Genomic DNA, 23,707 nt, shown 5'->3' on the forward strand with positions numbered 1-23,707 from the left:
GCCATGAGAGCCAAGGGCATCACGTACGACACAGGGTTCGTACGCAACGGAGGGTCGTCCCGCGAGCGCTTCGACCCGGTCGCGGTCAGGCGCGAGCTCGGCATCATCCGGGACGACCTGCACTGCACCGCGGTCCGCGTCATCGGCGGCGACCCGGAGCGGCTGGAGCTGGCCGCCACCTACGCCGCCGAACTCGGGCTGGAGGTCTGGTTCTCGCCCTACCCGCTGGAGCTGACCCCCGAGGAGACGCTGTCGCTGTTCGCCGACTGCGCCGGGCGGGCGGAGCGGATCCGGCGGCAGGGCGCCGCGGTCGTGTTCGTCACCGGCGCCGAGCTGAGCCTGATGAACAAGGGGTTCCTGCCGGGCGGCACCCAGGAGGACCGGCTCGCCCTGCTGACCGACCGGGACCGGCTGCCCGAGCGGATCGGCGAGCTCAGCGCGCGGCTCAACGACTTCCTCGTCGAGGCCGTGGCCCTCGTCCGCGAGCGGTTCGGCGGCCGGATCACGTACGCCGCCGTCCCGCTCGAACGCGTCGACTGGACGCCCTTCGACCTCGTGGGCGTCGACCTCTACCGGTCGGCCGAGGTCGCCGGCCGGTTCGCCGAGGCCGTCCGCGCCCTGGTCGCGCAGGGGAAGCCGGTCGCGATCACCGAGTTCGGCACCGCCGCCTACCGGGGCGCGGGCGACAGCGGCGGCCGCGTCCTGGAGGTCGTCGAGTTCGACCGGGAGACCGGCGCGCCGATCCGGCTGAACCGCGCATGCGTCCGCGACGAGCCCGGCCAGGCCGCCTACCTGCGGGAACTGCTGGAGATCTTCGACGCCGCCGGTGTCGACAGCGCCTTCGTCTTCCTCTTCTCCCTCGGCAACTTCCCGCACCGGCCCGGCGGCGACCCGCGTGACGACCTCGACCTCGCCAGCCCCGGCATCGTCAAGGTCCTCGACGGCCGCCACGGGGACGCCTACCCCGGCCTGCCCTGGGAGCCCAAGGCCGCCTTCACCGCCCTCGCCGGCCACTACCACGGGAGCACACGTTGATCACCGATGTCGTCATCGCCGGCGGCGGCCCGAACGGGCTGATGCTGGCCTGCGAGCTGAGCCTGGCCGGCGTCCGGCCGCTCGTGCTGGAGCGGCTGCCCCGGCCGAGCGAGGAGCCGAAGGCGAACGGGCTGCTCGGCCAGGTCGTCCGCATGCTTGACCACCGAGGACTGTGCGAACCCCTCAGCGGCAGCGCGGAACCGCCGCGGCCGAACTCCGCGTACTTCATGTTCGGCGCGCTGGGCCTGGACCTGAGCCTGCTGGAGCACAGCCCCGTCCACACCCTGCCGGTGCCGCAGCGGCGCATCGAGCAGGTCCTGGAGGAGCGCGCCATCGAGCTCGGCGTGGAGATCCGGCGCGGCCACGAGCTCACCGGACTGGCGCAGGACGAGGACGCGGTCACCGTCGACGTCGCGGGCCCGGACGGCACGTACCAGGTGCGGGCCCGCTACCTGGTCGGGGCGGACGGAGCGCACAGCGCCACGCGCAAGCTCGCCGGCATCGCGTTCCCCGGCGTCACCTACGACCGCATGACCGTGCGCTCGGCGCACGCGACGGTCCCGGCGGACTGGGTCGATCCCGCGACCGGCGCGCTGCGCGTGCCCGGCTACGGCGCCGTCGCGCCGTTCATGCCCCACCGCACCGAGCGCGGCGGGTTCTCCTACGCGCCGATGCCCGGCCACCCTCCGCTGGTCAGCACCACCGAATGGGACCAGCCGGCGACCGCCGCCGCGATGAGCCTGGAGGAGCTGCGGGCGAGCGTCCGCCGAGTCCTCGGCGTCGAGCTGCCGCTCGGCCAGCCCGGCGGCCCGGGGCCGCACGCGCTGCGCCGGCTGACCGGCGGCAACACCCGGGTGGCCGAGCGGTTCGCCGACGGCCGGGTGTTCCTCATCGGTGACGCCGCCCACGTGTACGCCGCCACCGGGGGCGGTCCCGGGCTCAACCTCGGCCTGCAGGACGCGGTCAACCTCGGCTGGAAGCTCGCCGCCGAGATCCGGGGGAGCGCCCCGCCCGGACTGCTGGACACCTACGAGCCGGAGCGGCGCGCGGCCGCCCGCCGCATGGTGCTGAACGCGCAGGCGCAGGCGGCCCTGATCGCCCCCGGCAGCGACGTCACCGGCCTGCGCGAGGTGTTCGCCGAACTGCTCCGCGACCCCGGCGCCGTGCGCCGTCTGGCCGAGCTCACCACGGGCGCCGACGTCCGCTACGACCTGGGCGGCGGCGAGACGCACCCGCTGACCGGCCGCTTCGCCCCGGACCTGGACCTGCGCACCCCCGCCGGACCGGTCCGCCTGGCCGAGCTGACCAGGACCGCGCGCCCCCTGCTGCTCGACCTGACCGACGACGCCTCACTGTCGCGGGCTCTCGGCCACGACCAGGTCGACGTCGTCACGGCCCGCGCCGAGGCTCCCGCGCCGACGGCCCTGCTCCTGCGGCCGGACTGCTACGTGGCCTGGGCGTCCGCCTCTCCCCGGCCCGGCCCCGCGGAGGTCGAGGCGCTCCGGGCGGCCCTGCGGCGGTGGTTCGGCGTCAGCGAACCCGCCCGTACGTGAGCTCGGCGCGGTCGCGCCAGGCCTGCTCCCATCGGCGGGTCATGGCCGGGTAGACGACGAGGTAGCGGAACGGCTTGATGAGGGCCATGTACGCCCTGCCGAACAGGCCGTTGGGCTTGACCAGGGCCGCCATGCGCAGTTCGTACTCGCCGCCGGCGGTGGGCACCCAGCCCAGGTGGCAGACGGTGTGGACGGTCTTGTTGGCCAGTTCCTGGGCGGATTCCTCGGCGACCGCGTACAGCGGTGTGAACGGGATGTTGGGGTCGTTCACGCCGGGGGAGCGGCGCAGGTCGTCGGGCAGGCGGTCGAGCAGGGAGCCGACCCGCCCGCCGAGTCCGGCGCCGGGCTCGTCCCAGCCCAACAGCGCGCCGAGCTTCCACCGGACCGCGAACAGGAACCGGACCGGCCAGGACTGATATTGCGGCGCGGTGCGGGCACGCAGCGCGGCCAGCATCGCGGGGAAGTCGTCCGGGCCGGCGCCGGGCGTGCGGAAGGCCCACACGTCCTCGATGCGGAAGTCCGGGGCGATCTCGTGGATGCGCCACGGCCGCGAGGTGTGCTCGGTGACGGGGAGCCTCATGGACATGTCGGCCGCCCCGTCACCGCGACACCAGGAAGGTGACCTCGCGGGGCCGGACCTCGAGGTCACTGATGCCGTCGGGCGTGGCGCCGATCTCGCGGCCGATCCGGGCCGCCGCCTGGAACGCCTCCTCGGACTCGAACTCGCCGGTGGTGACGACGGCGTCTCCGTCCGGGGTGACCCAGACCCCGACGGACACGAAGCCCGGCTGGCTCCGCGACATCTCGGCGACCTGGTGGCACTCCTTGACGAACGCCTCGAGGTGCTCGGGGGCGGGGTAGTGGAACGCGACGAAACCGAATGACATGACGGGTTTCCTCTCTCCGTTATACGGTGCCGTATAACGTAAGGTTAGACCTGTTGTACGGCACCGTACAACCAGGCGAGAGGTGAGGTGGGCCACAGATGGGCTCGTTGCGTACACCACGGGAGAAGTGGATCGAGGAGGGGCTGCGGGTGCTGGCCGCGTCCGGGGTGGACGCCGTCCGGGTCGAGACGCTGGCCAAGGCGCTGGGGGTGACCAAGGGCGGCTTCTACGGCTACTTCACCGACCGCAACGCCCTGCTGGAGGCCATGCTCGACACCTGGGAGCGGGAGAGCATCGACGAGGTTCTCGACCGGGTCGAACGCGCGGGAGGCGACGCCCGTACCAAGGTCCGGCTGGCCGGGCAGCTCACGCTCTCCGAGCGGCTGCTGCCGATCGACCTGGCGGTGCGGCACTGGGCCCGGCGTGACGAGGCCGTCGCCGCACGCCTGCGGCGCGTGGACAACCGGCGCATGGACCTGCTGCGCGAACAGATCGGCACCTTCTGCGCCGACCCCGACGAGGTCGAGGCGCGCAGCCTGCTCGCCTTCTGCCTGACCATCGGCCAGCACTTCCTGGCCGCCGAGCACGACGGCCGCACCCCCGCCCAGGTGCGCTCCCGCGCCGCCGACCTCATCCTCAACGCCTGACGGAGCCGGCCAGGTCACCCGCCCGCGACGGCGGCCCGTGAAAGCGGCAGGGCGCTTCGGGCAAGAAGGGGCGACCACCGTTCATCTGACCCCGCGGAGACGCCCGCATGGCTGTTCCACCCGACCTGGCCGACCCACCCGATCTACAGGTGGACTTCGAGCAGGTCTTCACCGCGCACTTCACCGAGATCCACCGCTACATCGCCAGGCGGCTGTCCGACGACGTGGCTGACGACCTGGCCGCCGAGGTGTTCCTGGCGGCCTGCCGGGGCGGCTACGACGCCGCGCGCGGCGGGGTGCGCCCCTGGCTGTACGGCATCGCCACCCACCTCATCGCCCGGCATCGCCGCACCGAGATCCGCAAGTGGAAGGCGCTCAGCCGGACGGCCGAGCGCGCCGAGCACGATCCGGAGGACGCGGTCCTGACCCGCGTGACCGCGGACCGGCTGACCGGCAAGCTGGCGGGGGCGCTGGCCGGGCTCAACCGGGGCGACCGCGACGGCCTGCTGCTGAGCGCGCTGTGCGACCTCAGCCACGCCGAGGTTGCCGCCGCCCTGGGCATCCCGGCCGGGACGGTCGCCTCCCGGCTCCACCGCGCCCGCAAGCAGCTCCGCAAGGCGCTCGGCGACGTCAACCGCTGGAGGAGACCCATGGATGAGCTGAGCCTCCTGGCGCGGGCGCTGCCCGACGCCCCGCCGCCCTCGCCCGAGGTGGTCGAGAGGGCCCGACTCCGGCTCGCCGCCGCCCGGCGCGAGCAGGGACCGCCGGCAAGAGCGCGCCGGCGCGGCCCCGCCTGGGGATGGACCCTGGGAGCCGCCGCGACGACGATCGCCGTCGTCCTGGCCATCGTCACGCTGGTGGCGAACATGACGCCCGCTCCCGCACCGGTGCTCGTGCCCGAAGGCGGCAACAGCGCCCTGCTCCAGCTGGCGGACCGGGTCGCGAAGCTGCCGGACGAGCGCGGCGCCTACTGGCGGCGGCCACTGCTCAACGACGCGCTGATCCGGGTCCGGGCGGGCAATCAGGCGTTCAACGTGCTGTTCTCGTCACGGATCGACCTCTGGCAGCCGCGCGACCCCCGCGACCCCGTACAGGCGGAGCAGTGGCAGCAGTTCGTCCGCCCCGCCACCGAGGCGGACGAGCGGGCGTGGCGGGCGGCGGGCTCCCCGGGCACGGTCCAGCGCGTGTGCACGCCGGGCACCCGGGCGGGAGACTGCGCGAAGCTCCGGCTGCGGTCCAAGCCCACGCAGTGCGTCTACACGCGCGCGGTCGAGCCGGACGGCGTGCTCGGCGACTCCCGGATCGGTGAGCTCACGCTGGCCGACCTCGCGGAGCTGCCCGGAGACGCCGGACAGCTCCGGGAGAAACTGCGTGCCTACTGGAAGATCCTGCGGGACAAGGAGCCCGGCTACAGCTTCGAGAAGTTCCTCGCCACCTCCACCGCCCTGCTGGAGCTCCCGGTGAAGCCCTCGGTCAGGGCGGCCGCCCTGCGTCTGCTCGCCGGACTGCCGACGACCCGGGTGCGCGGCACGATCACCGACCCGCTGGGACGTCCGGGAATCGCGGTCACCTTCAGGGAGAGCGAGGGCTTCACCGCCGAGTTCGGCGCCGACGACGAGGTGGCGCAGCGGTACACCACCATCCTCGACCCCCGGACCGGCGCCGTTCTGGCGGAGCACGCCGCGATCGCGGACGAGAGCACGGACGGGCTCGCCAAGGGGACGTTCATGACCTACCAGGCCTGGGCCCCCGAGGCGGGCTGGACCGGCGAGCGCCCCCAGCGGCCCCGCGACTGCCGGCTCAGCGCCCGCCCGCTCCCGTGACGGGCCGCCCGGGCGGCGAGAATGGGATGCATGACCGCCATCTCACGCCTGGTGACGTCCGTCGAGGTCGATGATCAGGCGGCCGGCACCGTCTCGGTGTCGGCGCGTCTCGAGGCCGAGCTCGCCGACGGGACCCGGGTGCTGCTGCTGGACGACCGAGGCTGGGGCTCGTCGCAGCGCTGGGCCGCGACCTCGGCGGCGGACGTGCGGGAGACGGCACGGGTCGTGGTCGGGCCCGACGAGCCGTCCGGCGGCCGGTCCCAGGAGGACACGGAAGCCGGCCATTGGGGCTCGCTCCAGCGGATCGCCCGGCAGCAGGGGGTCGTCGTCGACGCGGCCACGCTCAGGCGGCTGCCGCACGACGTCGTGCTCAGCCGGGAGGTGCTCGCGCGCCTCGGCGGCGAGCCGGGCGGCGGGGGCGTCACCACGGGACCGGGCCGCTGTCGTTGAAGAAGCCGCCGCTCGGCCCGTCGTCGTCGAGCGTCGCCAGCCGCACGAGGACGGCCGCGCCCTCGTCGGGCGTGCGGAAGCCGTGGTGGTCGTTGATGTCGGTGTCGACGTAGCCGGGGTCGGCGGCGTTGACCAGGATGCCGTCCTCGCGCAGCTCGTTGGCGTACTGCACGGTCAGCGCGTTCAGCGCGGCCTTCGACGGCGTGTAGGCGGCCGAGGCGGGCAGCGCCGCCAGCGGCCCGCCCGGGGTGGCGGCGATGGTCAGCGACGCGGCCCCGCTGCTGACGTTGACGATGCGCGGCGCGGGGGCGCGGCGCAGCAGCGGCAGCATAGCGTTGGTCACCGTGATCACCCCGAACACGTTCGTCTCGAAGACCGCCCGCACCATGTCCACGTCGACGACACTGGGGAGCTGGTCGAGCGCGTCCTGCGGCGCGACCTGCCCGGACCCGGTGATGCCGGCGTTGTTGACGAGCACGTCCAGGCGGCCGAATCGCTCCTCGGCCAGCCGGGCGGCGGCCCGTGCCGTGGCCGGGTCGGTGACATCCAGGGTGACGGCGTGCGCGTCCCCGCCGGCGGCGCGCAGGGCTGTCGCGGCCTCCTCGCCGCGCCGCGCGTCCCTGGCGCCGACCAGCACCGTCATCCCCCGCGCCGCCAGTTGGGCGGCGGCGGCCCGGCCGATGCCCTTGTTGGCGCCGGTGACCAGCGCGACCTTCCGCTCGTTCATGATCAACCCCTTGTCGTCCGTACGGTGTGTCCGCCCCGAGACGAGACAGCCCGGCGTTCTGTGACATGCGGGCCGATGTCACAGAACGGCGGGCTGTGTCGTCTCAGGTACCGGAAACAGGCGCGACGACGGGAAGGAGCCCGCATGAGCAGGGCCGAGGAGTTCGAGGAGTTGCGGCCGCTGCTGTTCTCGATCGCCTACCGCATCCTGGGCAGCGTGAGCGACGCCGAGGACGCCGTACAGGAGACCTGGCTGCGCTACGAGGCGATCACGACGCCGCCCGCGTCGGCCAAGGCGTTCCTGTCGGCGGTGGTGACCCGCATCGCGATCGACGTGCTGCGCTCGGCCCGTGTCCGGCGGGAGGAGTACGTCGGCACGTGGTTCCCCGAGCCGCTGCTCACCGACCCGTACGACGATCCGCAGCGGGCGGCCGAGCTGGCCGATTCGGTGTCGATGGCGGCCCTGCTGCTGCTCGAACGGCTGAGCCCGCTGGAGCGGGCCGTGTTCGTGCTGCGTGAGGTGTTCGGGTTCGGCTTCGGCGAGGTCGCGGCGGCGGTCGGCAGGTCGGAGGCGGCCTGCCGCCAGCTCGCCGTGCGGGCCCGCCGCCACATGGACGCGGGACGCGCCCGCTTCGAGGCCGGCCGGCGCGAGCGGGAGGAACTGGCCGGGCGCTTCTTCGACGCCTTCGCCGAAGGTGACGTCGCCGGGCTGCGCGAGCTGCTGGCCGCCGACGTCCAGCTGGTCGCCGACAGCGGCGGCAAGGCCCCGCTGTGGGGCGAGGGCGTGTTCGGCGCCGCGAACGTGGCCCGCACGCTGGCCTCGATCGTGCCGCCGTTCGTCCGGATCGGCGGCGCCGTGGAGCCGCGCGAGGTGAACGGGCGGCCGGGCGCGATCTTCCGCGACCGCGACGGCCGGATCGTCAACATCTGGTCGCTCGACATCCTCGACGGACAGATCCAGACGATCCGTACGGTGCTGAACCCCGACAAGCTCGCCCATCTGGGCCCGGTCGCGGACGCCTGGGCCGTGGTCCGCGAGGCCACGCGGGCCCGCCGGCTCCCGCCCGAGCCCGGCGGCTAGGACTCCAGCTCCACGGTGAGGTCGGCGGACAGCGCGCGGAGGAAGTCCGGCGCGTCGAAGACCTCACCGGCGGAGACGACGCCGGTCGCCCTGGTCCGTCCCGTGAGCAGGCGGTCGACCGCCTCGACCACGAGCGGCGCGGTGAAGGCGTAGATGTCGCGCCCTCGCGCCACGGCCCGCCGCTCGGCGCCGCCGGAGCGCACGACGACCTCCACGAGGAACGTCTGCTCCGACCGTCCCAGCTCGTCGGCCGGGGCCGGCGTCGGCGTGTCGGGCGCGACGACCTCCCTGGCCGCCTCGACCGTCATGTACGTGCGCACCTCGGGGATGGACAGGTGGCTCGGCACGGTGACGATGTCGGCCATCGAGAACTCGCCCACGACCGGCCGGGGCCCCAGCGGCGCGGGGAAGGGCCACTCCAGGACCGGCGGCTCGTCGTGGCGGTACTCCAGCCGGCCGTTGGCGAAGCGGACCCGCTGCCCGTCCCGCCGCTGCCGGGAGACCACGCCCGCCGCCCGCGTCCCGGCGGTCGGGTGCCAGCCGCTCAGCCCGTACGCGATGTGCGCCTCGTCGGCCGACGTCCAGTCGCCCATCGCGGCCGTGGTCAGCAGGTCGCCCAGGCCGCCGTAGAAGGCCATCGCGGGGACGATCACCGCGCCCGCCGCCCGGGCCCGGTCGCCGAAGTGCGCGAACGTGTCGGCGTTGGCCTCGATCTCGGCCGCCACGTCCACGTACGGGATGCCCGCGCGCAGCGCCGCCTCGATCACGGGGGCCGCCGTCGTGGCGAACGGCCCGGCGGCGTTGACCACGGCCGCCGCCCCGGCCAGCGCGTGGTCGAGCGCGCCGGGGTCGTCGACCGACGCCGTGCGGAACTCCAGCCCCGTCTCGTGGGCCAGCTCCTTGAGCCTGGCCGAGTCGCGCCCGGTCAGCAGCGGGACGAACCCGCGCTCCCGCAACCGCGCCACGACGAAACGCCCGGTGTGCCCGTACGCGCCGAAAACCGCCACCGTGTGCGCTGATGATTGCATGGGTGCTCCCCGAACTCGCGTCGATCTGTTGCGTTCATCCTTCCGATCACGGGCGGCCCGCACGAGTGTCCGGAACGCCATTACCCATACAATTCCGGACATGACCACCGTCGCGCTGGCCGTCACCGACGGCATGCTGCACTTCGAACTGTCCCTCGCCTACGAGGTGTTCGGGTTCGCCCCGGCCGGCGTCGAGCCCTGGTACGACCTGGCCGTGTGCGGCCCGGCCCCGGTGCGCGCCGGCCGGTTCCTGCTGGAGCCCGACCACGGCCTCGGCCACCTCCCGCGCGCCCACACCGTGATCGTCCCGGGCTGGGCCGACGTCGACGTGGACCCGCCCGCCGACCTGGTCGACGCGGTGCGCGCCGCGCACGAGGCGGGCGCGCGCGTGGTCTCGCTGTGCACGGGCGTGTTCGTGCTGGCCGCCGCCGGGCTGCTCGACGGGCGGCGCGCCACCACCCACTGGGCGCACACCGAGGTCCTGGCGTCCCGCTACCCCGAGGTGACGGTGGACCCCGACGTCCTGTACGTGGACAACGGCAGCGTGCTGACCTCCGCCGGGAAGGCCGCCGCCATGGACCTGTGCCTGCACCTGGTACGCCTCGACCGGGGCTCCTCGGTGGCCAACGTGGTCGCCCGGCGGCTGGTCGTGCCGCCGCACAGGGACGGCGGCCAGGCCCAGTTCGTCACCACGCCGGTGCCGGAGCCGGGCAACCATCCGCTCACCGGCCTGTTCCCCTGGGTGATGGCACGGCTCGACCAGCCGCTGACCGTCGAGGACCTGGCCCGCCAGGCGCGGATGAGCTCGCGCACCCTGGGCCGCCACTTCAGGTCGGTCACCGGCACCACGCCGCTGCAGTGGCTGCTGACGCAGCGGATCCGGCGCGCCCAGGAGCTGCTGGAGACCACCGGCGAGAGCATGGACGCCATCGCGGCGGCCACCGGCATGGGCACCGCCACCACGCTGCGCCGCAACTTCAACCGCGCGGTGGGCGTGGCCCCGGACGCCTACCGCCGCACCTTCCGCTCACGCGCCGCCGATCAGCGCCTCCAGAACAGCAGGTGAGTCATGCCGCTCGGGCTCGGCACCGTGTCGAGATGGAAGCGGTCGAGCAGCTCGGTGTGGCTCTCCCACAGCCGCTCGCCCCGCCCGAGCTCGACCGGCGCGACGGCGATGTGCAGCGTGTCGACCAGGTCGGCCGCCAGGAACTCGCGGATCGTGGCCACCCCGCCGCCCAGGCGCACGTCCCGGCCGCCGGCCGCCCGCCTGGCCCGCTCCAGCGCCTCGGCCGGGCTCGCGTCGAGGAAGTGGAACGTGGTGTCGGCCAGCGTGAACGACGGCCGTACGTGATGGGTGAGCACGAAGACCGGCGTGCGGAACGGCGGCCGGTCACCCCACCAGCCCTGCCAGTCGTGGTTCTCCCACGGGCCCCGCTGCGGGCCGAACTTGTTCCTGCCCATGATCTCCGCGCCCATGTTGTTGCCCCAGTCGCGGGTCAGGTAGTCGTCCAGGCCGCGCGTGCCGCCCGGGTCGGTCCGGTTCACCCAGCTCGCGGTGGCGCCCGCCCAGGACCACATCGGGCCGGGGTCGGCGTGGCCGAACGGCCGCTCCAGGCTCTGCCCCTCGCCGGCGCCGAACCCGTCCCTCGACACGGTGAAGCACTGCACCTTCAGCAACTGCGACATTCGTCCTCCTCTGACAGCTTCATCTCGGAGGTGGTCGGAGCCGCCGGCGGATTCTTGCGGTCAGGCCAGCAGCCGCCGCAGCCAGCGCAGCCGGGCCGCCCTCGCCTCCTGTGACAGCACCGCCTGCGGCGCCATCAGGTCGAACCCGTGGAAGGCGCCCGGCCACACGTGCAGCTCCGCCTGCCCGCCCGCCTGCCAGAGCCGGGTGGCGTAGGCGACGTCCTCGTCGCGGAACGTCTCGGCCGAGCCGACGTCGACGAACGCGGGCGGCAGCCCGGACAGGTCGCCGGCCCGCGCCGGGGCCGCGTACGGGGACACGTCTGGCCCGCCGCGCGCGTCGCCGAGCAGCGCCGTCCAGCCGGTCTCGTTCGAGGTGCGGTCCCAGATGCCCAGGCCCGCCATCTGCGCCGCCGACGGCGTGTCGTTGCGGTCGTCGAGCATCGGGCACATGAGCAACTGGCCGATCAGGGCCGGGCCGCCCCGGTCACGGGCCATCAGGGCCAGCGCCGCCGCCAGTCCGCCGCCCGCGCTGGGCCCGCCCACGACGAGGCGCGCCGGGTCGGCGCCCAGCTCGGCGGCGTGCTCGGCGGTCCACACCAGGCCCGCGTAGCAGTCGTCCACCGGCACGGGATGCGGATGCTCGGGGGCGAGCCTGTACTCCACGGACACCACCACCAGGCCCAGCTCCAGCGCCCAGTCGAGCAGGTCGTCGAGCCCGGTGCGGGCGTCGCCGAACATCATGCCGCCGCCGTGCGTGTAGTAGATCGCCGGAAGCGGCGTGGCCGCACCCGCCGGGCGGCACACCAGCAGCGGCACGTCGCCGTGCGGGCCGGGGGCCGTGTGCTCGCCGACGACGAGCGCGCCGTCCCGGGACAGCTCCTCGTCGGTCTGCGACGGGATGACCTCGCGGGCCGCCCGCAGGGCGTCGAGCGTGTCCAGGGTGATCGACGGCGACACGTACTCGGCCAGCACGGCCAGCACCGCGCCCAGCTCCGGATCGAACGGCACCGGTGGTGAGCTCAAGGAAGTCCTCCGGACTCTCGGTGGCTTTCGGCTGTGGTGCCATCGTGCGCCCCGAACGGCCCGCGGGCGAGGGCCCGGCGGTCGCGGCGAAAGCGCGTCGAAAGCGGCCCGGCGTAACGTCCCTGGTCAGGTAAGCCGAACGAAGCCCCCGCCGCCTAACGGAAAGGACCGCTCATGACCAGGAAGAGCACCGTGATCGCGCTGTCCGCCGCCGCGACCCTCGCGCTGGCGCTGATGGCGCCCCCGGCCTCGGCCGGCGACACCACCGTCTGGGGCTGCAAGCCGGGCAATGTGTGCCTGTACAACGGCAACCAGACCCCGGACTACCTCCACTACCAGACCGCCGGGAACGTTCCGGACGGCAAGTCGTTCTGGGTGATCGTCAACAACGGCCGTCAGCAGAACGGCGCCGACCACGTGTACTTCGAGTACCGGCACCAGGGCGGCTCGAAGTGGTATCCGAAGTGCCTGCACTTCTACCCCGGCAGCGGCTACAAGCTCGACCTGCGTGACGGGGCCGTGGGCGCGACGATCAGGAACATGTACTGGGGCGGCGAGTGCTGAACCGCCCCGGGGCGGTTCAGCCGATGACGAAGGGCAGCCTGGCCGCCAGCTCGCCCAGGTCCGCCGCCTCCGCGCGGGTGGGCGCGCGCCGTCCGGTGCCGACCAGCAGCGCGTCGGCGTCGGAGAACGACGCGGGGAACGCGGCGCCGGCGATCCGCTCCAGCATCGCCCTGGACCGGGCTGCCCCTTCGGCGGGCGGCCCGGCCGCGCCGGGCAGGTGCGCGACCAGGTCGAGGTGGTGCAGCGTCCACTCCAGGACGTAGGCGGTGAGGTAGTCGCCCGCGGTGAGCACCACGTCACGGGTGCTCACCCGCAGGCTCGGGTCGGCGAGGGCGGCGGCGCGCCCGGCGGCCGAGCCGACGTCGTCGAGGTGGAACTTGAGCAGCCGGGGCTCCTCGTATGCGGCGGCGAGCCGGACGATCAGCGCGTCGAGCGGGTCGTCACCGGTCGGCGGCGTCCGGCTGACCTCCCAGTAGGTCACCGCGTCGCGGGTCGGCTCCGCGTCGGCGGGGGTCACGAGCGTGATCAGGACGTCCTGGGCGTCGATGACCAGGTGGCACACCAGGTCACGCACCAGCCAGCCGGCGCAGCCGGACGGCCGCGCGAAATCGTCGTCGGTGAGCTCTGCGACCGCGGCGCGCAACGCCGCCCACGACCGGATGAAGGACTCCACGACGAGTACGCTAACCGACGCCGCCGCTGACGGGCCGGTCGCTACGCGCCCACGTAGTCGGCCAGGTGCTCGCCGGTGAGGGTGGAGCGGGCGGCGACGAGGTCGGCGGGCGTGCCCTCGAAGACGACCCGGCCGCCGTCGTGCCCGGCGCCGGGGCCGAGGTCGATGATCCAGTCCGCGTGCGCCATGACCGCCTGGTGGTGCTCGATGACGATGACCGACTTGCCGGCGTCGACGAGCCGGTCGAGCAGGCCGAGCAGTTGCTCGACGTCGGCGAGGTGCAGCCCGGTGGTCGGCTCGTCGAGGACGTAGACGCCGCCCTTGTCGGCCATGTGGGTGGCGAGCTTGAGCCGCTGCCGCTCGCCGCCGGACAGCGTGGTGAGCGGCTGGCCGAGGCTGAGGTAGCCGAGCCCGACGTCGGCGAGGCGGCCGAGGATGGCGTGCGCGGCCGGGGTGCGGGCCTCTCCGGAGCCGAAGAACTCGGCGGCCTCGGTCACCGGCATGGCGAGCACCTCGCTGATGTCGCGCCCGCCGAAGCGGTAGTCGAGCACCGCCGGCTGGAACCGCTTCCCCTCGCAGTCCTCGCAGGTGGTGGCGACGCCGGCCATCATCCCCAGGTCGGTGTAGACGACCCCGGCGCCGTTGCAGGTGGGGCAGGCGCCCTCGGAGTTGGCGCTGAACAGCGCCGGTTTGACGCCGTTGGCCTTGGCGAACGCCTTGCGGATCGGTTCGAGCAGCCCGGTGTAGGTCGCCGGGTTGCTGCGCCGCGAGCCCTTGATCGCGCTCTGGTCGACGGAGACGACGCCCGCCCTGGCCGGGATCGATCCGTGGATCAGCGAGCTCTTGCCGGATCCGGCGACGCCGGTGACGACGCAGAGCACGCCGAGCGGGATGTCCACGTCGACGTCGCGCAGGTTGTGCCGGTTGGCGCCGCGGATCTCCAGCTTGCCGGTCGGCTTGCGTACCGTGTCCTTGAGCCGGGCGCGGTCGTCGAGGTGGCGGCCGGTGATGGTGCCGCCGGCCCGCAGGCCCTCGTAGGTGCCTTCGTAGCAGATGCTGCCGCCGTCCGTGCCGGCGCCGGGGCCGAGGTCGACGACGTGGTCGGCGATGGCGATCGTCTCCGGCTTGTGCTCGACGACCAGGACGGTGTTGCCCTTGTCGCGCAGCCGCTTGAGCAGGTTGTTCATCCGCTGGATGTCGTGCGGGTGCAGGCCGATGGTGGGCTCGTCGAAGACGTAGGTGACGTCGGTGAGCGCGGAGCCGAGGTGGCGGATCATCTTGGTGCGCTGCGCCTCGCCGCCCGACAGCGTGCCCGCGGGCCGGTCGAGCGAGAGGTAGCCGAGCCCGATCTCGACGAACGACTCCAGGGTGTGCAGCAGCTTGGCGAGCAGCGGCGCGACCGACGGCTCGTCGAGGCCGCGGATCCACTCGGCCAGGTCGCTGATCTGCATGGCGCAGGCGTCGGCGATGTTGATCCCGGCGATGCGCGAGGAGCGGGCCTCCTCGCCGAGCCGGGTGCCGTCGCACTCGGGGCAGGTGGTGAAGGTGACCGCCCGGTCGACGAACGCCCGGATGTGCGGCTGCATGCCTTCGCGGTCCTTGGACAGGAACGACTTCTGGATCTTGGGGATCAGGCCCTCGTACGTGAGGTTGACGTCGTCGACCTTGACCTTGGTCGGCTCCTTGTAGAGGAAGTCCTGCAGTTCCTTCTTGGTGTAGTCGCGGATCGGCTTGTCGGGGTCGACGAACCCGGACTCGGCGTAGACGCGGACGGTCCAGAAGCTGTCGGACTTCCAGCCGGGGATGGTGAACGCGCCTTCGGAGATCGACTTGGAGTCGTCGTAGAGCTGGGTGAGGTCGATGTCGGAGACCGTGCCCCGGCCCTCGCACCGGGTGCACATGCCGCCGATGCGGGTGAAAGTCGCCTTCTCCGTCTTGCGCGCGCCGCGTTCGACGGTGATCGCGCCGCTGGCCCGGACGGTGGGGACGTTGAACGAGAACGCCTGGGGGGAGCCGATGCGCGGCTGCCCGAGGCGGCTGAACAGGATGCGCAGCATCGCGTTGGCGTCGGTCGCGGTGCCGACGGTGGAGCGCGGGTCGGCGCCCATCCGCTGCTGGTCGACGATGATCGCGGTGGTCAGCCCGTCGAGCACGTCGACCTCGGGCCGGGCCAGCGAGGGCATGAAGCCCTGGACGAACGCGCTGTAGGTCTCGTTGATCAGCCGCTGCGACTCGGCGGCGATTGTGCCGAACACCAGCGAGCTCTTGCCCGAGCCCGAAACGCCGGTGAACACCGTCAGCCGGCGCTTCGGGATCTCGACGCTGACGTCCTTGAGGTTGTTGACGCGGGCGCCGTGGACGCGGATCAGGTCGTGCGTGTCGGCGTCGTGCCGCGCAGGCGACTGCGCGTCCTGGCCAGGGGCCGTGCTCATGCTCTCTCCATCTGTTTCTGCTCAGGCTCGCTGAGGTCGCCTTCGCGCACTCGCCGGGGTGTGATCCGACCAGCTTCGAGGTTATTCGTCGGTCTCAGGTGCGTGGCGCGCCGGTCACCGCGCTTCGTTGATGCGGACCAGGTTGCCCGCCGGGTCGCGGAAGGCGCAGTCGCGCACGCCCCACGGCTGGCTGGTCGGCTCCTGGACGACGTCGGCGCCGGCGGCCTGGACGCGCTTGAACGTCTCGTCGAGGTCGGGGGTGGCCAGCGTGATACCGGCGTAGACGCCCTTGTCCATGAGGCTGGCGATGGCGCGCTGCTCGTCCTCGCTGACGTTCGGGTCGGTGACGGGCGGCTCCAGCACGATGCACGTGCCGGGCCGGCCGGGCGGGCCGACGGTGATCCAGCGCATCCCCTCGGCGCCCACGTCGCCGCGCACCTCGAAGCCGAGGGCGTCGCGGTAGAAGGCCAGGGAGGCGTCCGGGTCGTCGTACGGGAGGAAGCTTGCGTAAATGGTGATGTCCATGCAGGTCACGCTAGGCGGGGGGAGGGGCGGGGCGCTTCTCCATTCCTGACCGATGCGCTCAGCACGCCCGCATCGCCGCGCGGGCCTGCTCGGCCGACAGGGGAGGGGCGGGCAGCGGCCGGGCGGCGGCGGCGCGCAGGCCGTCGAGCGAGAGCGCCAGGTGCCGCCGCCAGGCTCCCGGCGCGACGTCGTGCGTGGCCTTGACGGTCGCCGCGACGCCCCAGATCACGAAGGCCAGGTCGGTGAGCGTGACGTCGTCGCGCAGGTCACCGGACCGCCGGGCGCGGTCGAGGATCTCTTCCATCAGCGCGGGGCCGCGGTCGCCGGCCGTCGCGGTCCGCGCGGCGAGGTCGTTGTAGCCGAGGTCGGCGGCCTGGAGCTCGCACACGCCGGTCAGGAACGCGGTGAACCCCTCCCAGGCGTCGCCGGCCGCGAGCGCTTGTTCGGCCAGTTCGCTCACCCGGGCGACCCGGTCGGCGAACACGGCCTCCACCAGGGCGTCGCGGGTGGGGAAGCGGTTGTAGAGCGTCCCGATGCTCACCCCGGCCGTGCGGGCGATCTCCTCGAGCGGCACGTCGAGCCCGCGGTCGGCGAACAGCCGCCGGGCCGCCTCCAGGAGGCGTTCGCGGTTGTGCACGGCGTCCTTGCGCATGTCCGCAAGCTTAGCTAACTTGAGGCCCATCTCAACTTGAGGAGGACCTCAACTTATGTCCCGCACCATCGTGATCACCGGCGGCACGAGCGGCATCGGCCTCGCGCTCGCCCGCCACCACGCCGGGCGCGGCGACCGCGTCGTGGCCGTGGGCAGCAGCGAGGAAGGCGGCCGCCGCCTGCGCCAGGAGGCGCCGGGAGCCCGGTTCGTCAGGTGCGATCTCAGCTCGGTGAGCCGGACCCGCGACCTGGTGGCACGGCTCGCCGCCGAACACCCCGTCATCGACGCCCTGGTGCTCGCCGCGTTCCGGTTCAACCCGGCGCGCGTCGAGACGGAGGAGGGCTTCGAGCACACCTTCGCCCTGTACGTGATCAACCGCTGGCTGATGGCCGAAGGGCTGCGCGGCCCGCTGGAGCAGGCGCCGCGACCGGTGATCGTCAACCTGTGCGGCGCCGGGCAGGGCGGCCGCATCCACTGGGACGACCTCCAGCTCAGGAACGGCTACCGGGGCTTCACCGCGACCATGCAGGGCGCCCGCGCGAGCGAGCTACTGGGGGCGGCCTACGGGTCCGCCGGCATCCGGTACGTGCTCTACAACCCGGTGTTCGTCGCGACGAGCCTGCACACGCCCTTCCGGCAGCCGTTGCGCGCGCTCGTGCGGGCGGGGTCGGCCGTGTTCGCGCAGTCCGTGAGCAAGGCCGTGCCGCCGATCGCCGCGCTCGTCGAACAGCCGCCGGCGGCGCCGCTCACGGCCTGGAAGAAGGGCAGGCCCGTCGCCATCACCGTGGACCCGGCCGAGGCGCGGCGCTTCGAGCAGGCCGTCCGCGCCCTGGGCGGCCCCGTCAGAGCGTGACCTCCGCCTCCCGGACCAGCCGGTGGAGCGTGTGCAGGGCGCGCAGGAAGGTCTCGCGGTCGGCCTCGGGCAGGTGGGCGAGCAGGCGGTCCTCGGCCTCTTGGATCCGGGCGCGGATCGAGCCGCACAGCCGGTGGCCTTCGCCGGTGATCGCCAGGATGCGGGCGCGGCGGTCGCGCGGATCGGGCTCGCGGGTGATGAGCCCGGCGGCCTGGAGCCGGTCGAGGGTGCCGATGATGCGGGTCTTGTCGGCGCCGATCGCCTCGGCCAGCGCCGCCTGGGTGCGCACCGAGCCGTCGTGGAGCGCGCCGAGCACGGCGTAGCCCCACATGGTCACCCCGTGCTCCGCCAGTACGGGCCGTTCGGCGGCGATGAGCGCCTGCAGGAGCGGATGCAGCATCTCGGCCAGGTCGCGTCGGCTCATGACACGCCCGCGAAAACCTTTTGACAGATGATAAGCATGCGCAGATCATAAGCCAATGCCTACAAATGGGGAACCGATCGTCGCGCTCGACGCCCAGGCGGTCCAGGTCAGCGTGGAGCTGGCCGCCAGGGTGCGGCAGCCGGACCTGTCACGCCCGACGCCCTGCGCCGGATGGACGGTCCACGACCTGCTCGCGCACATGGCGGCCCAGCACCACGGGTTCGCCGCGGCGTCCAGGGGCGACGGCGGCCTGGCCCATTGGGAGACGCGCCCGCTCGGCGCCGACCCGGCGGCGGGCTACCGGGCCTCGGCCGAGCACGTGCTGGCGGCGTTCGCCGTCGACGGCGTGCCGGAGCGCGACTTCCCGCTGCCCGAGTTCGGCAGCGGGGCGGTCTTCCCCGGCAGGCAGGCGATCGGCTTCCACTTCATCGACTACGTCGTCCACTCCTGGGACCTGGCCAAGGCGCTGGGCGCCGGGGTCGAGTTCCCGCCCGGCCTGCTGGAGGCCGCGCTGGCCGTGGCCAAGGCCGTGCCCGACGGCGACACCCGCCGCGCGCCACGGGCGCCCTTCGCGCCGGCGCTCGCCTGGGAGGGCGGGACGAAGCTGGACGAGATCGTCGCACACCTGGGCCGCTCACCGAGCTGGCCCCGGCAACAACCATGAGGAGCATGCCATGAGCAGTGTCAGATTGGTCCGCAACCCCCGGCTCACGCAGCAGGTGGACTACGCCTACGCCGCCGTCGCCGACGCGCCGGTGCGCAACATCTGGGTGGCCGGCGCGTGCCCCCTCGACCTCGACGGCGACACCGTCGCGGCCGGCGACTACGTCGCCCAGACGCACCAGGTGATGCGCAACCTCGTGATCTCGCTGGAGGAGGTCGGCGCGTCACTGACGGACGTCGCCAAGACCACCGTGTACGTGGCCTCCTCCCGGCAGGCCGACCTGGTCGCCGCCTGGGAGGTCTATCGGGAGTACATGGGCGAGCACGACGTGCCCAGCACCCTGCTCGGCGTGACCGTGCTCGGTTACGACGACCAGCTCGTCGAGGTGGAGGCCGTCGCCGTGCTCCCGGGCGCGGGCGGCTGAGCTCAGAGCCCTCGTCGTACGGGCGGAACCACGGCCGTACGACGAGGACGGCCAGCGGCAGGGCCGCGAGGGCGCCGTCATGTCCGGCGCGGCGGCGGCTTGACCGGCTGCCGGGGGGCGCTCCAGAGCGCGCTCAGCGGCCGCATGCCCTCCTCGACGTAGTCGGCGATGGGGCGCTCGCCGCCGTCGAGATACCACTGCTCCAGCGCGGCGAAGTAGCCGAAGGCGAGCGCGTTGGCGATCACCCGGGCCTGCGTCCGGCTCACCTCGCCCGACTCCGCGATCAGCGGGGCGATCCGCTGACCGGCGCGGTCGAGGGTGCCGCAGACGGCCGTGCGCACCGACGGCTCGGCGAAGAAGTAACGCACCCTGCGCCACGGGCTCCTGCCGGCCGGCGCCGCCTCCCCGGGATCGGGCGCGGCCTCGTAGGCGCGGACGGCGCGCAGCAGGCTGCCGACGGGGTCGCGCGGATCCAGGAACTCCTTGAGCCTTTCCGGGCTCATGGTGTCGAACTCGTCGGCGACCAGGATGCCCTCCTTGGTGCCGAAGTAGCGGTAGACGGACGACGGCGACACCTCGGCGGCGGCGGCGATCTCCTCGATCGTGACGGCCCCGAAGCCCTTCTCGTCGAACAGGTCGAGGGCGCTTTCCTGGATGGCGCGCATGGCCTTGAGCCGCCAGCGTTCGCGTAGCCCGGTCATGCCGGCACCCTACCAGGTTCCAGCAAGCTGCTCTCTTCTGACATTGACTGTCTGAAACACGGGACGTACAGTCACATGCTTGAGACAGTGACTGTCTCAAACCAAGAAGGGGTAAGACGATGACGAGAGACCGAAGCGCGCTGGCGCTGCTGTATCTGGGGGCCGGGCTCACCGCCCTGGCCGCCCTCGTCCCGTTCGCGAGCCGGTCACTCCTGGCCGGTCACATCAGGGCGGGCTACCCGTCCTACGGAACGGGCGCGATCGACGCCGCCGTCACCGCCTACCTGGTGATCCTGGCCACGGCCGGGGCACTGGGGCTGGCCGGCTGGCTCGGCACGGCCTGGGCGGCCCGCGCGGGCAGGCGGTGGGCCCGCGCGGCGGCGATCGGCCTGCTCGTGGCCGGGGCCTGCGTCGCGGTCGCCGCGCTGACCGTCCGAGACACCTCGGGGGACGTGGGGCTCGCGCCGCTGCTGGGCTGGCTGCAGGTCCTGCCGTGCGCGGCCGGACTCGCCGCCGTCGCGCTCTGGAGAAGACCGGCGTGACCGGCCGCGCGCTCGCCGCCCTCAAGCGCCGGAGCACCGGGCCGGGATCCTGCGCGGCTACGTCACCGCCGCCCCCGGCGCCCGCCCGCACCTGGGGCTCACCCCGAGGTCACCGATGCGGGAGTTTCACCGGATCGCGCCCGCCCACCCGGTCTTCCGCGTCCACCGGCGCACCCTCCAGCGGGGTCAGCCGGCAGGCAGCACGCAGAACTCGTTGCCGTCGGGGTCGGCCATGACCACCCAGGGGACGTCGCCCTGGCCGAGATCGACCCGCTGCGCGCCGAGCGAGAGAAGGCGGTCCACCTCGGCCCGCTGGTCGCCGTCCGCGGGCGTGAGGTCGAAGTGCGGCCGGCACTTGCCGTGCTTCTCCTCCACCGGCGGGCCGCCCCAGGCAATCTTGGGGCCGCCGTGCGGCGAGCGGATCGCGGTCTCCTCGTCCTGGTCCCAGACCAGCGGCCAGCCGAGCGCCTCGCTCCAGAAGTAGCCGACCTGCTGCGAGCCGTCGCAGGAGAGCGCGCCGATGAACCCGCAGTCGGCGAGGAACTTGTTGCCCGGCTCGATGACGCAGAACTCGTTGCCCTCGGGGTCGGCGAGGACGACGTGCGGATCGTCGGGGCTCTGCCCGATGTCGATGTGCCGGCCGCCCAGTTCGAGCGCGCGGGCCACCGTCTCGCGCTGGTTCTCCAGCGAACTGCTGGTCAGGTCGAAGTGCATCCGGTTCTGGACGGGCTTGTCCTCCTGGGACGGGAGGAACCGCAGCCGGAACCCGGTGTCGTCGGCCGGCAGGAGCGTGATGCCCTCGCGGGGATCGTCGGCCGACTCCCAGCCCAGGACTCCGGCCCAGAACCGGGCGAGCCGGACGGGATCGTGGGCGTCGAAGCTGAGCGCGACGAGCTGAGAGGTCATCCCGCGTCTCCAATCAATCAGGTACGGGTCTGTCACGTATGGGCGGATCGCGGCAGCAACGCTAGCCCGCGCCCGAGCCGCCACGCCAACGAATATGCGCCGGACGGCGACGCACGGTTGGCATGCCTTTGACCAGGACTGGTGAACTCCTTCGTACGGTCACGCGTGTCACGCGGCTCGTGCTGACCGTCCGCCGCCCAGCATGTGATGACGTCCTGCTCGCGCGCGTCATCGGGAGGAGTCATCATGAGCGGTGCCGGGGAGCGCGGTGGCGACGGTGTCAGCGGGCTGACCTTCGAGGTGCTGGAGCCCGCGCCCGTCGGGATCGCCGTCACCCTCGGCCACGACCACCGGCTGCTCTACACCAACCGCGGCTACCGGTCGCTGTTCGGCGAGCGCCCGCTCGGCGTGCCGATCCGGGAGGCGTTCTCCGACCTCGTCAAGAAGGACTACTTCCTGCTGTTCGACCAGGTCTTCGACACCGGTGAGCCGATCGTCGTCACCGACATGCCGGGCGATCCGACCCTGCTGACCGAGAGCGGGCAGGAGCGGTTCTTCACGTTCAGCCTGTCCCAGACGACGTTCGACGACCGGCCGCTCGCCGACCGGCGCGGCGTCCTGGTGATGTGCCTGGAGGTGACGGACCAGGTCGGCTCCGCCCGCGAGATCCAGCACATCGCCGACGAGCGCCGCCGCATCCTGCGCCGCTACGAGAGCCTGGTACGGGTGAGCGCGCAGATCATCTGGGTGACCGGTCCCCAGGGCGGCGTGAGCGAGCCGAGCCCCGGCTGGGAGCGGGTGACCGGGCAGCCGTGGGAGGAGTTCCGCGGCGAGGGCTGGCTGCACGCCCTGCATCCCGACGACCGGGCCGAGGCGGCGCAGTCGTGGCAGCGCGCGCTGGAGCGGGTGCCCGACCGGTGGGAGCACACCTACCGGCTGCGCACCACGGAGGGCGGCTACCGGCACTTCCAGGTCCGCGCCGTGCCGATCAAGCAGGACGGCCGGGTGATCGAGTGGGTGGGGAGCTGCACGGACATCGAGGAGCAGTGGCAGGCGCAGCGCCGCCTGCGCCTGCTGAGCCGGGCCGCCGAGGCGATGGCCAACCGCACGTCCGTGGAGGAGATGCTCGGCGCCCTGGCCGACGTCATCGTGCCCGAGCTCGCCGACGGCTGCGGCGTCCACTTGGTGACCGATCTGGCGGAGGGGCTGGCGGGGGAGACGACGCTGGTCGTCGAGCGGGTGGCGACGGCGGCGGGCCCCGGGCTGCCGCGCATGCCGCGCTTCAGCGCCCAGCGGCTGCCGTCCGACGCGCGGTTCGTGCGCGCGGTGCGCCAGGCCAGGCCGTTCCTGGAGACGTTCCCGCCGGGCTCGCCGCCGCCCGACCTCGGCCCGGCGGGCACCCGGACCTGGCTGGAGCTCAGCCACGCCAACAGCCTGGCGATCCTGCCGGTGTCGGTCAACGGCACGGTCGCCGCCGTGGTCACCGCGGCGACCTGCGGCGACCGCCCGCCGATCGGCCGGGCCGGGATCGACCTGCTGCGGCAGATCTTCGAGCAGGCCCACGACGCGCTGCAGAACGTCATGCACTTCCAGCGGACCCGCCAGATCGCCTTCGCCCTGCAGCACAGCCTGCTCGCGGACCCGCCGCGCGTGCCCGGCCTGCTGATCACCGCCCGCTACCGGCCCAGCCTGGCCGCCGCCGAGGTGGGCGGCGACTGGTACGACTCGTTCGTGCTGCCGGACGGCGCGACCGTGCTCGCCATCGGCGACGTGGCCGGGCACGACCTGCGCGCCGCCGTGGCGATGGGCCAGCTCCGCAACATGCTGCGCGGCATGGTGGTCGACCGGCGCGAGCCGCCGGGGGAGATCCTGTCCCGGCTCAACATGGCGACCGAGACGCTGTACGGCGACGAGACGGCGACCTGCGTGCTGGCCAGGATCGAGCCGCACGACGGCGGCCACCGGCTCAACTACGCGGTCGCCGGGCACCCGCCGCCGCTGCTGGTCACGTACGCGGGCGAGGGGCGTTTCCTGACGGCGGGGGCCAACCCCCTGCTCGGCGTGCCCTACCCCCGCGAGTACGTCTCGGCGCGCGAGCCGCTGCCCCCGGGGGCGACGCTGCTCCTCTACACCGACGGCCTGGTGGAGCGGCCAGGGGAGAACCTCGACGACGGCCTGGCCCGGCTGAGCGAGCACGCGGGCGAGCTGGCGCGGGCGCCGCTGGAGCAGTTCTGCGACGAGGTGCTGAGCCGCATGCCGGTCTCCGGGCAGGACGACGTCGCCATGATCGCGCTGCGCATGCCCGGCCCCGGCTAGCGGGACGGTCGGGCGTCGCCGTTGCGGGGCAGCCGCTCGGTCAGGCCGAGGAAGCCGATGACGACCACGGTGAGGCCTCCGGCCGCGAGCAC

At 73.3% G+C, this 23,707-nt stretch carries 26 protein-coding genes; 13 read left to right on the plus strand and 13 right to left on the minus strand.

Annotated elements, in window-relative coordinates; genetic code table 11:
- Positions 1-3 precede the first annotated feature (3 nt).
- On the plus strand, positions 4-1,035 hold the full coding sequence (locus tag AB0G11_RS22565) for a hypothetical protein (protein ID WP_357587940.1): 1,032 nt from the start codon (positions 4-6) through the stop codon (positions 1,033-1,035).
- Positions 1,032-2,588 carry an FAD-dependent monooxygenase gene (locus AB0G11_RS22570; protein ID WP_357587942.1) on the plus strand — a complete coding sequence of 519 codons (1,557 nt, stop codon included), beginning with the start codon at positions 1,032-1,034 and terminating at the stop codon, positions 2,586-2,588. Before AB0G11_RS22565 ends, AB0G11_RS22570 begins: the two co-directional genes overlap by 4 nt.
- On the opposite strand, the gene AB0G11_RS22575 is transcribed toward AB0G11_RS22570, so the two are convergent.
- Together AB0G11_RS22575 and AB0G11_RS22580 are read right to left on the minus strand one after the other, a co-directional pair.
- Positions 2,566-3,174, minus strand: coding sequence for a DUF2867 domain-containing protein (locus AB0G11_RS22575; protein WP_357587944.1), 609 nt, complete (start codon positions 3,172-3,174; stop codon positions 2,566-2,568). The genes AB0G11_RS22570 and AB0G11_RS22575 overlap by 23 nt on opposite strands.
- 13 nt (positions 3,175-3,187) lie before the next feature.
- Complete coding sequence (locus tag AB0G11_RS22580; protein ID WP_219507604.1) at positions 3,188-3,475, minus strand: antibiotic biosynthesis monooxygenase family protein; 288 nt, start codon at positions 3,473-3,475, stop codon at positions 3,188-3,190.
- 98 nt (positions 3,476-3,573) lie between these two features.
- On the opposite strand from AB0G11_RS22580, the gene AB0G11_RS22585 reads away from it, so the two are divergent.
- The 3 genes from AB0G11_RS22585 (at position 3,574) to AB0G11_RS22595 (ending at position 6,395) form a co-directional block, all read left to right on the plus strand.
- Entirely contained in the window at positions 3,574-4,122 is a 549-nt protein-coding gene (locus AB0G11_RS22585) for a TetR/AcrR family transcriptional regulator (RefSeq protein WP_219507606.1), read from the plus strand.
- Positions 4,123-4,229: 107 nt separating this feature from the next.
- The gene (locus tag AB0G11_RS22590) at positions 4,230-5,945 is read left to right on the plus strand and encodes a CU044_5270 family protein (protein ID WP_357587946.1); all 1,716 of its coding nucleotides are present in this window, start codon (positions 4,230-4,232) and stop codon (positions 5,943-5,945) included.
- 30 nt (positions 5,946-5,975) lie between these two features.
- On the plus strand, positions 5,976-6,395 hold the full coding sequence (locus tag AB0G11_RS22595; RefSeq protein WP_357587948.1) for a hypothetical protein: 420 nt from the start codon (positions 5,976-5,978) through the stop codon (positions 6,393-6,395).
- Here AB0G11_RS22595 and AB0G11_RS22600 read toward each other — a convergent pair.
- Positions 6,367-7,122, minus strand: coding sequence for an SDR family NAD(P)-dependent oxidoreductase (locus AB0G11_RS22600; protein WP_357587950.1), 756 nt, complete (start codon positions 7,120-7,122; stop codon positions 6,367-6,369). The two genes, AB0G11_RS22595 and AB0G11_RS22600, sit on opposite strands and share 29 nt — an antisense overlap.
- A gap of 144 nt (positions 7,123-7,266) precedes the next feature.
- On the opposite strand from AB0G11_RS22600, the gene AB0G11_RS22605 reads away from it, so the two are divergent.
- A complete protein-coding gene (locus AB0G11_RS22605) occupies positions 7,267-8,202 on the plus strand; it encodes an RNA polymerase sigma-70 factor (protein ID WP_219507608.1) in 936 nt (311 codons plus the stop codon).
- Here the strand turns inward: AB0G11_RS22605 and AB0G11_RS22610 are convergent.
- A complete protein-coding gene (locus AB0G11_RS22610; RefSeq protein WP_357587952.1) occupies positions 8,199-9,230 on the minus strand; it encodes a saccharopine dehydrogenase NADP-binding domain-containing protein in 1,032 nt (343 codons plus the stop codon). The two genes, AB0G11_RS22605 and AB0G11_RS22610, sit on opposite strands and share 4 nt — an antisense overlap.
- Positions 9,231-9,330: 100 nt before the next feature.
- Between AB0G11_RS22610 and AB0G11_RS22615 the strand changes: the two genes are divergently transcribed.
- Positions 9,331-10,296: a helix-turn-helix domain-containing protein gene (locus tag AB0G11_RS22615; protein WP_357587954.1), complete on the plus strand. Its 966-nt coding sequence runs from the start codon at positions 9,331-9,333 to the stop codon at positions 10,294-10,296.
- Here AB0G11_RS22615 and AB0G11_RS22620 read toward each other — a convergent pair.
- Together AB0G11_RS22620 and AB0G11_RS22625 are read right to left on the minus strand one after the other, a co-directional pair.
- Positions 10,272-10,916 carry a dihydrofolate reductase family protein gene (locus tag AB0G11_RS22620; protein ID WP_219507611.1) on the minus strand — a complete coding sequence of 215 codons (645 nt, stop codon included), beginning with the start codon at positions 10,914-10,916 and terminating at the stop codon, positions 10,272-10,274. The two genes, AB0G11_RS22615 and AB0G11_RS22620, sit on opposite strands and share 25 nt — an antisense overlap.
- Before the next feature lie 60 nt (positions 10,917-10,976).
- Complete coding sequence (locus tag AB0G11_RS22625; RefSeq protein WP_357587956.1) at positions 10,977-11,939, minus strand: alpha/beta hydrolase; 963 nt, start codon at positions 11,937-11,939, stop codon at positions 10,977-10,979.
- A 174-nt stretch (positions 11,940-12,113) separates the two neighbouring features.
- Here AB0G11_RS22625 and AB0G11_RS22630 point away from each other — a divergent pair, with 174 nt between their 5' ends.
- Positions 12,114-12,503 carry a hypothetical protein gene (locus tag AB0G11_RS22630; protein WP_219507612.1) on the plus strand — a complete coding sequence of 130 codons (390 nt, stop codon included), beginning with the start codon at positions 12,114-12,116 and terminating at the stop codon, positions 12,501-12,503.
- 16 nt (positions 12,504-12,519) lie between these two features.
- Here AB0G11_RS22630 and AB0G11_RS22635 read toward each other — a convergent pair whose 3' ends face one another.
- The 4 genes from AB0G11_RS22635 to AB0G11_RS22650 all read right to left on the minus strand — a co-directional run bounded on the left by AB0G11_RS22635 (position 12,520) and on the right by AB0G11_RS22650 (position 16,785).
- Positions 12,520-13,176: a maleylpyruvate isomerase N-terminal domain-containing protein gene (locus tag AB0G11_RS22635; RefSeq protein ID WP_219507614.1), complete on the minus strand. Its 657-nt coding sequence runs from the start codon at positions 13,174-13,176 to the stop codon at positions 12,520-12,522.
- A gap of 41 nt (positions 13,177-13,217) precedes the next feature.
- The gene (locus AB0G11_RS22640) at positions 13,218-15,608 is read right to left on the minus strand and encodes an excinuclease ABC subunit UvrA (protein WP_219507616.1); all 2,391 of its coding nucleotides are present in this window, start codon (positions 15,606-15,608) and stop codon (positions 13,218-13,220) included.
- Positions 15,609-15,722: 114 nt separating this feature from the next.
- On the minus strand, positions 15,723-16,133 hold the full coding sequence (locus tag AB0G11_RS22645; protein ID WP_219507617.1) for a VOC family protein: 411 nt from the start codon (positions 16,131-16,133) through the stop codon (positions 15,723-15,725).
- A 58-nt stretch (positions 16,134-16,191) separates the two neighbouring features.
- On the minus strand, positions 16,192-16,785 hold the full coding sequence (locus AB0G11_RS22650) for a helix-turn-helix domain-containing protein (RefSeq protein ID WP_357587958.1): 594 nt from the start codon (positions 16,783-16,785) through the stop codon (positions 16,192-16,194).
- Between the two features lie 55 nt (positions 16,786-16,840).
- Between AB0G11_RS22650 and AB0G11_RS22655 the strand changes: the two genes are divergently transcribed.
- Positions 16,841-17,638: an SDR family NAD(P)-dependent oxidoreductase gene (locus tag AB0G11_RS22655; RefSeq protein ID WP_219507621.1), complete on the plus strand. Its 798-nt coding sequence runs from the start codon at positions 16,841-16,843 to the stop codon at positions 17,636-17,638.
- Here the strand turns inward: AB0G11_RS22655 and AB0G11_RS22660 are convergent.
- Positions 17,628-18,062 carry a MarR family transcriptional regulator gene (locus AB0G11_RS22660; RefSeq protein ID WP_219507623.1) on the minus strand — a complete coding sequence of 145 codons (435 nt, stop codon included), beginning with the start codon at positions 18,060-18,062 and terminating at the stop codon, positions 17,628-17,630. The genes AB0G11_RS22655 and AB0G11_RS22660 overlap by 11 nt on opposite strands.
- Before the next feature lie 55 nt (positions 18,063-18,117).
- On the opposite strand from AB0G11_RS22660, the gene AB0G11_RS22665 reads away from it, so the two are divergent.
- Positions 18,118-18,726, plus strand: a complete 609-nt coding sequence (locus tag AB0G11_RS22665) for a TIGR03086 family metal-binding protein (RefSeq protein ID WP_219507625.1) — start codon at positions 18,118-18,120, stop codon at positions 18,724-18,726.
- Positions 18,727-18,736: 10 nt separating this feature from the next.
- Positions 18,737-19,150 carry a RidA family protein gene (locus tag AB0G11_RS22670; protein WP_219507627.1) on the plus strand — a complete coding sequence of 138 codons (414 nt, stop codon included), beginning with the start codon at positions 18,737-18,739 and terminating at the stop codon, positions 19,148-19,150.
- Between the two features lie 77 nt (positions 19,151-19,227).
- On the opposite strand, the gene AB0G11_RS22675 is transcribed toward AB0G11_RS22670, so the two are convergent.
- A complete protein-coding gene (locus AB0G11_RS22675; RefSeq protein ID WP_219507629.1) occupies positions 19,228-19,851 on the minus strand; it encodes a TetR/AcrR family transcriptional regulator in 624 nt (207 codons plus the stop codon).
- A 119-nt stretch (positions 19,852-19,970) separates the two neighbouring features.
- On the opposite strand from AB0G11_RS22675, the gene AB0G11_RS22680 reads away from it, so the two are divergent.
- Positions 19,971-20,393 carry a hypothetical protein gene (locus tag AB0G11_RS22680; protein WP_219507631.1) on the plus strand — a complete coding sequence of 141 codons (423 nt, stop codon included), beginning with the start codon at positions 19,971-19,973 and terminating at the stop codon, positions 20,391-20,393.
- A 186-nt stretch (positions 20,394-20,579) separates the two neighbouring features.
- On the opposite strand, the gene AB0G11_RS22685 is transcribed toward AB0G11_RS22680, so the two are convergent.
- Complete coding sequence (locus AB0G11_RS22685) at positions 20,580-21,299, minus strand: VOC family protein (protein ID WP_357587960.1); 720 nt, start codon at positions 21,297-21,299, stop codon at positions 20,580-20,582.
- A 246-nt stretch (positions 21,300-21,545) separates the two neighbouring features.
- Between AB0G11_RS22685 and AB0G11_RS22690 the strand changes: the two genes are divergently transcribed.
- On the plus strand, positions 21,546-23,615 hold the full coding sequence (locus AB0G11_RS22690; protein ID WP_357587962.1) for a SpoIIE family protein phosphatase: 2,070 nt from the start codon (positions 21,546-21,548) through the stop codon (positions 23,613-23,615).
- The last annotated feature ends 92 nt before the right edge of the window (positions 23,616-23,707 follow it).

Origin of the sequence: Nonomuraea sp. NPDC023979 (assembly GCF_040639085.1) — a bacterium.
Lineage (GTDB): Bacteria > Actinomycetota > Actinomycetes > Streptosporangiales > Streptosporangiaceae > Nonomuraea > Nonomuraea ceibae.